We start from the raw sequence: 11,256 nt of genomic DNA, 5'->3' as shown, positions 1-11,256 counted from the left end.
GGCGGCCCGCCCGTCGTCGGAGGGGACGGCGGGCGGCACCCGGCCGCCGGTCGCGATCCCGGCCAGGGCGCCGCGGGCCGCCTCGATCGCGGCCCGGTCGGCGTCGGTGAGCGCGCCGCCGGAACGCTCGTAGACGACGAGCGCGGTCTGCTGCCGGCCGCTGGCGAAGCGGTCCTGCAGCTCGACGACCCGGGTCGACTGCTTGCCGGCCGGCAGCCCGTCGGTGGGCCGGTGGGCCGGCTGGGCCGGCGACGTGATGAACGCCAGCGCGGTCAGGCCGGCCGCCGCCAGCAGGATCAGCACCGCCACGATCCGAGCGCGCATGCCCGCACCCTCCCCGGAGGTTATTTCGACGATCGAAATGTTTCCCCCATGGGATACAGCCTCGAACCGATCAATGCAAGGATCGACGCAACAGGTGTTAGGTGATGTGCCCCCACGGCGGCTCGCGGATCTTGTACGCTCGCGGCTGCTCCGAACCCCCACCTAACCCCCATGAGGTGACATGACTCAGCCATATGCCGCGCCGGTGAACGCCTACGCCCCCGGGCCGGGCGGGCAGCCCGCGCTGCGCTGCCGGTTCTGCGGCTGCGCGCCGGCGGTGAAGACCACCTTCCGCGGCCACCAGGGCATCATCATCCTGATGCGGTTCCTCAGCCTGCAGGGGCCGTTCTGCCGCGACTGCGGCCTGGCCACGTTCCGCGACATGACGTCGAAGACGCTCGTGCAGGGCTGGTACAGCTACGGCTCCGTGATCGCCGCCCCGGTCACGGTGCTCATCAACCTGGTCCGCCGGCTCAAGTTCAACAACCTGGGCGCCCCGCAGCCGGCGCCGGACGGGTCCAGCGGCACCCCGATGGACCCGGGCAAGCCGCTGATGGCCCGCCCGATGACCATCATCGGCCTGTGCATCCCCGTGGCGGTCATCGTGCTCATCATTCTGGCCGTGTCGATGGACACGACCACCACGGCCTGACCGTCCTGCCGGTGCGGGGGCCCGCTCCCGCACCGGAAGCGTATCGGCTCATCGACCGGTTGCGGCCCGCGGCGCGATGCCGACAGGCTGGAGCCCGTCGGACGAGTTGCTGGGGTGACGGTTGAACCGAATGTCCTACGCGGAGGCGCTCACCCTCCTGGGGCGGGACGACAGCCGGCTGGCCGGGCTGCTCGACCACGTGTCGAGCGGGATGGTCTTCGCCGCCGCGGCGTTGCGCGGCGGCGCCGGCCTCGGGTTGGCCGACGCCAGGGACGACCTCGTCGGCTACGGCCACGAGCTGTGCGGCGACCTGGCGGCCCGCCGCCGCGACAGGCCGGGCCGCGATCGATCGGAGCTGCTGATCGCCGCGCACTCCGTCGTCGTGCTCACGGCCTACCTCGAGGCGCTCGCCGCGTGTGCCGTCGGGCACGGGGACCGCATCACCGACGGTGAGCTTCGCGAGGTCATGGAGGCGCTGGCCGAAGCCCGGATCGAGCGGGGCCGCGCGGGCATCGTGGTGCAGCCCGACGTCGACTCGATCGGGCACCGGCCGATTCCGTGCCCGAGCGCGGCGCGGCCCTTCGAGCAGGTGGCCGGCGACGTGCGCGACCTGTACCTGGAGTTCTCGCCGCAGGTCGAGCGGGTGCTGGAGTGCCAGGAGCTGCGGACACGGATCGCGGAGGAGGAACGGTCGGCCGTACCCGGACGGCTCCGCCGGGTCGCGGACGTGGCCGTCGGCGGCTACCGCAGCCTCTACCACCGGCTGGCCGCGGACTGCCCGGAGTTCTTCTTCTGGGCCAACCTTGGGGACGGTGCCGCGACGAGATCGGCCGCCCGCGAGACGCGGGGCGGCCTGTGGGAGCGCCTCGACCGGCTGGTGGCCGAGGTCGGGGAGGCCCGCATCGGCATGGCGGCACTGCCCCGGCTCCTCGAGCTCGCCGGCTTGGCCGGCACCCAGCACGCGGCGGCCGGCCTCGGCCGACGCGCGGCGTCGGTGCTCGACGGCCCGCTCAACGACGCGACGATCGCCGCGAGCCCCCTGCTGCAGTCGCCGAGCGTGCAGCAGGGCTACGTGAACCCGTCGGTCCGGGTCGCGTCGAGCGAGACGGGCCGGCGCATCGCCGACGCCCGCTGGTGGGACGGCGAACCCGTGATCGGCGACCTGCAGCGCGTGATCGTGGCGGCGTTGCTCGGGCCGGACGCCGCCGAGGCGCCCACGTTCATCCTGGGTGAGCCGGGCTCCGGCAAGTCGCTGCTGACGAAGGTGCTCGCCGCGTCGCTCGCGACGGCGGGGCTCGTCGCGGTGCGGGTCGAGCTCCGGCGGGTCGACCCGTCGGCGCCGATCCAGGCGCAGATCGAGGACGCGATCGCGGCGGCCACCGGCGAGCGGGCATCCTGGCCCGAGCTGGTCCGCGCCTCATCGGCCGAGGGGCGCGTCGTGCTCTTCGACGGCTTCGACGAGCTGCTCCTGGCCGCCGAGGCGAGCCATTCGGACTACCTGGAACGCATCCGCGAGTTCCAGGTCCGTGAGCTGGACCTCGGCCGGCCCGTCTCGGTGGTGGTGACGAGCCGCACGGTTGTCGCGGACCGGGTGCGGCTCCCGCCCGAGTCGCTGGTCGTCCGGCTGGAGCCGTTCAGCGACGCGCAGATCGAGCTGTGGCTGCGGCGATGGGCCGAGACGAACCGGTCCTACTTCGCCGCGACCGGGACCGCCGCGCTCACCGTCGCGTCGCTGCCGGGGTCGTTCCAGGAGTTCGCCCGCCAGCCCCTGCTGCTGCTGATGCTCGCGCTGTGCGACGCGGACGGGAACCTGCTCGCCCGCGCGAGCCGCAACGTTCCGCTCGGCACCTTCTACGGGCTGCTGCTCGGCTGGTTCGTCGAGCGCGAGCTGCGCACGCTGCGGCCCGGCCTCGTCGGCGTGGAGTTCGCCGAGGCGCTGGAGCGGCAGCTCACGCTGCTCTCCCACGTCGCGTTCGCGATCTTCGTCCGGGGCCGGCAGAGCATCGCCGAGGGCGAGCTGGCGCACGACCTGGAGCGCCGCGGCCTGGTGAGCGGCCCGGCACGGTCGTACACGCGGCGGATCACGAGCCGCTTCTTCTTCATCCACGACTCGACCGTGCGGGTCAACGGCGTCACCCACTCGGCGTACGAGTTCATGCACGCCAGCTTCGGCGAGTACCTGGTCGCCCGGTACTGCGTCCGGCTGCTCGGCGACGGCGAGCCCGCGGACCGCATGCTCGCCGAGCTGTTGTCGTTGCGGCTCCTGGCCAGCCGCGGCTCCGTCCTCGGCTTCATCCGCGACGAACTGGCCCAGCTCGACCGGGACCGCCGCGCGGCCCTGGGCGCGCGCGCCCTTGCCCTGATGCACGCGACGGAGCCGTCCGCGAGCCGGTACGTCGACCGTCCTGCGTGGGCGATCCGCGGCGCGAACCTGCTGATCCTGGCGCTCGCCGCCGACGGAGGGGCGGTGGAGCTGCCGGACCTGTTCCAGCGGGCGCCCGATCCCGTCGACCGATGGCGGCGGATCACGCATCTGTGGCGCGCGACGCTGAGCGCCGCGCAGTGGCGCCTCCTCGTCCGCACGCTGATCGTGGAGCGCGGCGACGACGGCACGCAGGTGCGGGCGCGCATCCGGCTCTTTCCCGCGGCCGCGGACGGTGCGGGCTCGGCGGTCGTCTGGCTGAGCGCGGACGTCGTGCATCGCGAGTTCACGCGGGGTGACCTGGGCTACCCGGACGAGGTGCGCGACGCCGCCGAGGACCTGTGGCTGCAGTGCACGACGCTGCTCGGTGATCTCTTCGTGCTCCTGGGCCTCACGCCTCGGTAGGGCGCGCCGATGCAACAGTCTTCGGCGAACTTCGAACATATTCGACCGTGAACCAGTCAGTAGCACGGGCTGGTTTTGTCAATCATTGACAGATGTGCATCGAGGGTTTCCCATGTATCCATGTCTACCGCCAGACTCAGGGCCGTCCTGGTCGCCGTCGCGACCGCCGCGGCCCTCACCACGCCCGCCGTCCTGCTCACCGCGGGGGCGGCCGCCGCGGCCCCGGTCGCCGACCCGGCCGCGATCGTCAACCCCCGGCTGGGCACCAGCAACGGGGGGAACACCTTTCCCGGGGCGGATGCGCCCTTCGGCATGATCCAGTGGAGCCCGGACACCCCGTCCCGCGCGCAGGGCGGCGGCTACGCCTACGGCGACACCTCGATCACCGGCTTCAGCCTGACCCACCTCTCCGGCCCCGGCTGCGACGCCACCGGCGACGTGCCGATCCTGCCCACCGTCGGCGCCGTGGCCAACACCGCCAACGTGGCGTACTCCCACGCCAACGAGACGGCCGGCGCCGGCTCCTACGCGGTCACGCTCGGCAACGGCGTCAAGACCGAGCTCACCGCCACCACCCGCTCCGGCATGGCCCGCTTCACGTTCCCGGCGACCGGGCAGGCCAACCTGCTGTTCAAGCTGACGAGCGCGATGACCGGCACCACCAACCCGACCTTCACCGCCGTGAGCAACACCGAGGTGAACGGGTCGGTCACCGCGGGCGGCTTCTGCGGCTCGGCGTACCACTACACGCTGTACTACGACGTCGTGTTCGACCGCGCCTTCGCCTCCAGCGGCTTCTCCGGCGGCCTCGGCTCGGTCACCTTCGACGCCTCGTCCAACCAGGTCGTGCAGGCCAAGGTCGGCATCTCCTTCGTCGCCACCGCGAACGCCGCCGGCAACCGGGCCGCCGAGAACGCCGGGTGGGACTTCAACGGCACCCGCACCGCCGCCCACGACGCCTGGAACGGGCTGCTCAACAAGATCCAGATCAGCGGCGGGACGAGCGACCAGCAGGTGATGTTCTACACCTCGCTGTACCACGCCCTGCTGCACCCCAACGTGGTCAGCGACAGCAACGGGCAGTACCGCGGCTTCGACAACGCCGTGCACACCGTCACCGCCGGGCACGCCGCGCAGTACGGTAACTACTCCGGCTGGGACATCTACCGCGCCCAGGCCCAGCTGTCCGCGCTGGTCGCCCCGCAGCAGATGAGCGACAGCGCCCAGTCGATGGTCAACGACTACGCCCAGGGCGGCACCCTGCCCAAGTGGTCGTTCTACAACGGCGAGACCTACGTCATGGTCGGCGACCCGGCCGACGGGATCATCGCCGGGTACTACGCCTTCGGGGCGCGCAACTTCGACACGGCCGCGGCCAAGAACGCCATGGTCCACCAGGCCACCGTCGCCAACGGGGCCCGGCCCGGGCTCAACTACCTGGCCGGGGCCGGCTACCTTCCCTCCGACGGCTCCTACGGCTGCTGCAACTTCTACGGGCCCGTCTCCACGCTGCTGGAGTACAACACGGCCGACTTCGCCGTCTCCGCGTTCGCCGGGGCGCTGGGCGACACCACCACCCGCGACCAGTTCGCCAACCGGGCCCAGGACTGGCGCAACATGTTCAACGCGAGCAGCGGCTTCATGCAGCCGAAGCTCACCAACGGCTCCTGGAAGAGCGGCTTCAACCCGGCCGCGGGGGACGACTTCGTCGAGGGCACCTCGTGGCAGTACACCGGGATGGTCCCCTTCAACGTCCGCGGCCTGGCCGATGCCAAGGGTGGCAACGCGGCCATGGTGTCCTACCTCGACAGCGTGCTCTCCGCGTTCAACGGCAGCGGCGGCACCCACGCCGACCTGGGCAACGAGCCGTCGATCGAGCTGCCGTGGGAGTACGACTACGTCGGCCAGCCCTGGAAGACCCAGGCGGTCGTGCGGCAGGTGCAGAACCAGCTGTGGCCGAACAACCCGGCCAACTGGGGCGTCGGCAACGACGACCTCGGGACGATGAGCGCCTGGTACGTCTGGTCCGCCCTCGGCTTCTTCCCCGAGACGCCGGGCACCTCCGACCTGGCGCTGGGCAGCCCGCTGTTCACGCAGTCGGTCGTGCACCTGGGCGGCGGCGGCACGATCACGGTCAACGCCCCGGCCGCGGCCACCAACGCCCCCTACGTGCAGAGCCTGTCGCTCAACGGCTCCGCCTGGAGCAACGCCTACCTCCCGCAGTCCTTCGCCACCGGCGGCGGCACCCTCGACTTCGTGCTCGGCACCGCCGCCAACACGTCGTGGGCGACCGCGGCGTCGTCGGCGCCGCCGTCGTACAACGGCAACGGGGGAAGCCAGCCGCCCGGCGGTGGCGGCACGTCCGGCCCGATCACCTCGGCCATCGCCGGCAAGTGCGCCGACGTCGACCACTCCGGCACCGCCGACGGCACCAAGGTCCAGATCTGGTCCTGCAACGGCTCGCTCGCCCAGTCCTGGACCCCGGTCAACGGCGCCTACCAGGCCTTCGGCAAGTGCCTGGACGTCAACGGCGGCGGCACCGCCAACGGCACCATCGTCCAGCTGTGGACCTGCAACGGCGGCGGGGCCCAGCAGTGGGTCTACGACTCGGGCACCGGCGCGCTGCGCAACCCGCAGTCCGGCCGGTGCCTCGACGACCCGGGCTCCAGCACGACCGACGGCACCCAGCTGCAGATCTACGACTGCAACGGCACCAACGCGCAGCACTGGACCGTCCCGCACGCCCCGACCGGCCCGATCGCCTCGGCCATCGCCGGCAAGTGCGCCGACGTGAACAACGCCGCCACCGCCAACGGCACCAAGGTCCAGATCTGGACGTGCAACGGCTCCGCCGCCCAGCAGTGGACGATCCCGGGCGACGGCACGCTGCGCGCGCTGGGCAAGTGCCTGGACGTGTCCAACAGCGGCACCGCGAACGGCTCGCTCGTGCAGCTGTGGGACTGCAACAGCAGCGGGGCGCAGCAGTGGACGTACGTGTCGGGCACCGGCGCCCTCCGTAACCCCCAGTCCGGCCGGTGCCTCGACGACCCGAACTCCAGCACCGCGGACGGCACCCAGTTGCAGCTCTACGACTGCAACGGCACGAACGCCCAGCACTGGACGCTGCCGACCTGATCGAGAAAGCTCGTTTTCCCTTCGCGGCGGCGGGGTATCCCGCCGTCGCGGAGGAGGAATCCATGAGCGGATTGTGGCGGGCGTACGCGGGCGTGGTGGTGGCGCTGCGGTGGCTGGTGGTCGTCGGCTGGCTGGCGGCGGCGGGACTGTCGGTGGTGTACCTGCCGGCGGTCGGGCAGAGCGGCAGCGACCTCGAGGAGCTGGTCTCGGCAGGCAACCCGGCGGTGGCCAACGAGGTCCGCTCGTTCCAGCGGTTCGGCTTCCCGCTGCTGAGCCGGGTCGCCGTGGTCCAGCGCCGGGCCGAGGGCCTGCCCGAGGACACGCAGCGCAAGGCGGTCGAGCGGGCCCGCTCGGTGGCCGACGGCACGTTCACCGACGTCGCGCCGATCCGGGCGGCGGTACCGGTGATGAACGCCAAGGGCGTGCTGCCCGGCTCGACCGAGACCGGCACCACGATCGTCACGCTGCTGTTCACCGACCCGGACGTGACCTTCGCCCAGCAGGTGAAGGCGGCCGAGCGGTTCGTCGCCGCCCACTACGACGCCTCCGACGCCGTCGTCGGCGTCACCGGCTCGGTCCCGGCCCGCGTCGAGCAGACCCGGCTCGTCCAGCACTCGGTGCCGAAGCTGGAGCTCATCACCATCGGGGCCGTGTTCCTCATCGTGGCGATCGCGTTCCGCTCGCTCATCGCCCCCGCGCTCGCGCTCGGCGTCGCCGGGGTGGCGACGCTGCTCACCCTGCACGTCGGCGGCGCCCTGGCCGAGCGGCTCGGGGTGCCGGTCCCGCAGGAGACCCAGCCGCTGGTGGTGGCCCTGCTGCTCGGCGTGGTCACCGACTACGTCGTGTTCTACCTGTCCGCCGCCCGAAGGCAGCTCGCCGCCGGGCAGCCCCGGCTGTCCGCCGCCCGGCTCGCCACGGCCCGGTTCACCCCGATCGTGGCGACGGCGGGGCTCACCGCCGCGGCCGGCACCGGCGCGCTGATCGTGGCCGACGCGCCCACCTTCCGCGCGTTCGGCCCCGGCATGGCGCTGGCCATCCTCATCGGCATGCTCGTCTCCGTCACGCTGATGCCGGCCCTGCTGGGCATCCTGGGCCGGTTCGCGTTCTGGTCGCCGCTGCGCCAGCGGCCCGAGGACTCCGTCGGTCTCCTCGGGCGGGGCTGGGCCCGGCTGCTGACCCGGCGCTGGTTCGCCCTGCCGGCCCTGCTGGCCTGCGTGGCCGGCCTGGTGTTCGCCGCGCTGCCGGCCGCGCACCTGCGCCTCGGGGTGTCCTTCGTCGAGGCGCTGCCGCCCAGCAACCCGACCCGGGTCGCCGCGAACGCCGCCGAGGCCGGCTTCGCCGACGGCATCCTGTCCCCGACCGAGGTGCTCGTCGAGGGCGGCGGCGTGGCGAACAACGCCGCCGGCCTCGACCGGCTGTACAAGGCCCTGGCCGCCGAGCCCGGCGTCGCCGGCGTCATCGGCCCGGGCACCCAGGGCCTGCCCGAGGGGCTCAGCGTCTTCCAGGCCCGCGACGGCGGGGCCGCCCGCTTCCTGCTCATCCTGGCCGACGAGCCGCTCGGCGGGCGGGCCGTGGCCACCGCCGACCGGCTCAACCGCGACCTGCCCGGCATGCTCGCCGCGGCGGGTCTCACCGGCGCGACCGCGGGCCTCGCCGGCGACACCGCCGTCGCCCGGGTCATCGTCGAGCAGACCGTGCACGACCTGGGCCGCATCGCCCTCGCCGCGCTGCTGGCCAACCTGTTCTTCCTCGTGGTGTTCCTGCGCGCCCTGATCGCCCCGGTCGGGCTGCTCGTGTGCAGCGTGCTGGCCATCGGCGCCACGCTGGGCCTCACCACGTGGCTGTTCCAGGACCGGCTGGGCGACGACGGACTGACCTTCTATGTGCCGTTCGCCGCCGCGGTACTGCTCGTGGCGCTCGGCTCGGACTACAACATCTTCGGCATCGGCCCGGCGTGGCGGGAGGCCCGCAAGCGCCCCCTGCGCGAGGCCCTGGCCGTGACCCTCCCGCACTCGGCGCGGGCCATCCGCACGGCGGCGTTCACCCTGGCCGTGAGCTTCGGCCTGCTGCTGATCGTGCCGCTGCGCCCGTTCCAGGAGCTGGCCTTCGCCCTCGCCGTCGGGGTGTTCATCGACGCGTTCATCGTCCGCTCGATCCTCGCCCCGGCGCTGCTGAGCGTGCTGGGCTCGGCCGTCGCCCCGGAGCCGGTCGGCGCGGCGCCGGAGACCGAACCGGCGCTGCGGTGAGAGCGCCCGGCCCCGGGCGCTCACCGGCTCCCTGCCGTCCTCGCCGGCTCGCTGCCGTCCTCGCCGGCTCGCTGCCGTCAGAGAGGCAGGTCGAGCCAGACGTCCTTGCCGCGGCCCGGGTGGGGGCGCACGCCCCAGCGGGTCGCGAGCAGCTCGACCAGCAGCATCCCGCGGCCGTGGTCGATGTCCGGGGCCACGGACGGGCTGGGCACCGGTAACGCCTGGGCCTCGTCGTGCACCACGATGCGCAGCTCGCTGCCGGTGCAGTGCAGCTCGACGTGGCCGAGGCCGCCGGCGTGCAGCACGGCGTTCGCGGCGAGCTCGCTGACCAGCAGCTCGACGTCGTCCTCCAGGTTGGTGCGGGCCGGTTCGGCGAGCAGCCCGGGCAGCGCCCGGCGGGCCCAGGCGCGGGCGTCCGCGGCCACCGCGGCGTCCTCGCCGTGCGGCGGCCGCCACCGGACCACCTGATGCCGTTGCGGGGTCATGCCTTCGGAGTACCCCACCCGGCGCGGGCCATTCGTTTACGGGGCGCCGCGGCGGGCACCTGTTATCGGATTTATACTCCGTCAGGCGGTAAATCGTGAATATCCGGTTCCCGGGCGCCATCGCGGAGGCGGCGGGGTTCCACCGCCCGGTCCGGGTAGCGGCGCACCCACTCGGCCTCGAGCTCGGCCGTGCGTTGGTCGTGGTGCTCGAGGGCCCGGGCCGGGCCGTGCCGGAACGTCTCGTCCCGCGTCTCGTGGAGGTGGGCGAGCTCACGGCTCAGGTCGTCGTCGGACAGCGCCTCGGCCCGCACCCCGGGCGGGGCCGCGTCCGCCCGGTCCTGCGCGCCCAGGCCGGCCAGGGCGTCGAGGGCCTCGTCGTAGGCGTAGTCGCCCGGCGGCAGCGTCTCCAGCGCGTCCACGGTCGTCGCCGCCGCGCCGGCCGCGACCGCGTGCCGGACGATCTCGTCGCGTTCGAGGCGTTCCTGCCCGGCGTACACGGCGTCGAGCAGCCGCTCAATCTCGTCCATCGCGGCCGGATACCCGCCGCCGGCGAGGTGAAGCATTTCGCCGGGTTTCGTTGTCGCGGGGCAAGGGAATGACCGGTGTCATGGCACGCGACGACGCCGATCGTTCCATCGCCGAGCTGGTCAACCGGGCCGGCGAGCAGCTCACCACTCTCGTGCGCGACGAAATCGCCCTCGCCAAGGCGGAGCTGGCGCAGAAGGGCCGGCGGGCCGGGATCGGCGGCGGCCTGTTCGGCGTCGCGGCGGTGCTGGGCTGGTTCGGGCTCGGGCTCGCGCTGACCCTCGCCGTGGTGGCACTCGACCTGGTGTGGCCGCTGTGGCTGGCGGTCCTGGTGGTGACCGTGGTGGTGCTGGCCGCGGCCGGGGTGGCGGCGGCGCTGGGGCGCCGGCAGCTGCGCCGGGCCACGCCGCTGACCCCGCAGGCCACGGTGGCCAACGTGAGCGCCGACGTCAGCGCGGTGCAGGCGGCGGTGCGGGAAGGACGGACGGCATGACACGATCCGGAGACGCGCGCGACCCGCGGCGGCTGCAGGCCGAGATCGCCGAGACGCGCGAGGCGCTGAGCGGGACCGTCGAGGAGCTCGCGGCCCGCACGGACGTGAAGGCCCGCGCCGCGGCGGCGATCGTGCGGGCGTGGCACCGGGCCCTGTCCCTGCCGGGCGCGGCGGCGGGCCTGGTGCGGCACCGGCGGCGGGCGTCGTGAGCGGCTGGGCGGGGCGGTTGGCGTACAAGCCGGTCGGGCTCCTGCTGGGCGCCGGCGCCGGCCTCGTCGCGGGCGCGCTGTTCAAGCAGGCCTGGCGGCTGGCCGGCCACGACGACGACGCTCCCGACGCTACCGACGAGGACCGCGGCTGGGGCGAGGTCCTGGCCGCGGCCGCGCTGCAGGGCGCCATCTTCGCCCTCGTCGAGGCCGCCGTGGACCGGGCCGGGGCGGTCGCCGTGCGCCGGGCCACCGGCCACTGGCCGGGCTGAGGCCCGTCATGCCGTGGATAATGTGGGTGCTGGCCGGCGCGGCCATGCTGCGCCTGGCCGCGGGCCTGCTCATCCTGCACGACGGCCGGGC

At 73.4% G+C, this 11,256-nt stretch carries 9 protein-coding genes and 1 pseudogene; 7 read left to right on the top strand and 3 right to left on the bottom strand.

What is annotated here, in order from left to right:
• A pseudogene (locus ABD352_RS00840) lies at window positions 1–324 on the bottom strand (MMPL family transporter); the annotation flags it as partial.
• Window positions 325–505: 181 nt separating this feature from the next.
• On the opposite strand from ABD352_RS00840, the gene ABD352_RS00835 reads away from it, so the two are divergent.
• From ABD352_RS00835 to ABD352_RS00820, 4 genes are all read left to right on the top strand, one after another.
• Window positions 506–976 (top strand): hypothetical protein, encoded by a 471-nt coding sequence (locus ABD352_RS00835; protein WP_344610205.1) that lies wholly within the window; start codon window positions 506–508, stop codon window positions 974–976.
• A gap of 130 nt (window positions 977–1,106) precedes the next feature.
• Entirely contained in the window at window positions 1,107–3,803 is a 2,697-nt protein-coding gene (locus ABD352_RS00830) for an NACHT domain-containing protein (RefSeq protein ID WP_344610204.1), read from the top strand.
• Window positions 3,804–3,923: 120 nt separating this feature from the next.
• Entirely contained in the window at window positions 3,924–6,938 is a 3,015-nt protein-coding gene (locus ABD352_RS00825; protein WP_344610203.1) for a lectin, read from the top strand.
• Window positions 6,939–7,000: 62 nt separating this feature from the next.
• The gene (locus tag ABD352_RS00820; protein ID WP_344610202.1) at window positions 7,001–9,184 is read left to right on the top strand and encodes an MMPL family transporter; all 2,184 of its coding nucleotides are present in this window, start codon (window positions 7,001–7,003) and stop codon (window positions 9,182–9,184) included.
• 77 nt (window positions 9,185–9,261) lie between these two features.
• Here the strand turns inward: ABD352_RS00820 and ABD352_RS00815 are convergent, their stop codons facing one another.
• The gene (locus ABD352_RS00815; RefSeq protein ID WP_344610201.1) at window positions 9,262–9,669 is read right to left on the bottom strand and encodes an ATP-binding protein; all 408 of its coding nucleotides are present in this window, start codon (window positions 9,667–9,669) and stop codon (window positions 9,262–9,264) included.
• Between the two features lie 71 nt (window positions 9,670–9,740).
• Complete coding sequence (locus tag ABD352_RS00810) at window positions 9,741–10,196, bottom strand: DUF6158 family protein (RefSeq protein WP_344610200.1); 456 nt, start codon at window positions 10,194–10,196, stop codon at window positions 9,741–9,743.
• Between the two features lie 80 nt (window positions 10,197–10,276).
• Here ABD352_RS00810 and ABD352_RS00805 point away from each other — a divergent pair, with 80 nt between their 5' ends.
• Genes ABD352_RS00805 through ABD352_RS00795 form a run of 3 tightly spaced genes read left to right on the top strand, consistent with a single transcriptional unit; the run spans window position 10,277 to window position 11,165 of the window.
• Window positions 10,277–10,687, top strand: coding sequence for a phage holin family protein (locus tag ABD352_RS00805; protein ID WP_344610199.1), 411 nt, complete (start codon window positions 10,277–10,279; stop codon window positions 10,685–10,687).
• A complete protein-coding gene (locus ABD352_RS00800) occupies window positions 10,684–10,896 on the top strand; it encodes a DUF3618 domain-containing protein (protein WP_344610198.1) in 213 nt (70 codons plus the stop codon). The genes ABD352_RS00805 and ABD352_RS00800 overlap by 4 nt, the downstream gene beginning before the upstream one ends.
• On the top strand, window positions 10,893–11,165 hold the full coding sequence (locus tag ABD352_RS00795) for a DUF4235 domain-containing protein (protein ID WP_344610197.1): 273 nt from the start codon (window positions 10,893–10,895) through the stop codon (window positions 11,163–11,165). The genes ABD352_RS00800 and ABD352_RS00795 overlap by 4 nt, the downstream gene beginning before the upstream one ends.
• The last annotated feature ends 91 nt before the right edge of the window (window positions 11,166–11,256 follow it).

Origin of the sequence: Dactylosporangium salmoneum (genome assembly GCF_039532525.1) — a bacterium.
Taxonomy (GTDB): domain Bacteria; phylum Actinomycetota; class Actinomycetes; order Mycobacteriales; family Micromonosporaceae; genus Dactylosporangium; species Dactylosporangium salmoneum.
This window is presented reverse-complemented; position numbering and strand designations above follow the sequence as displayed.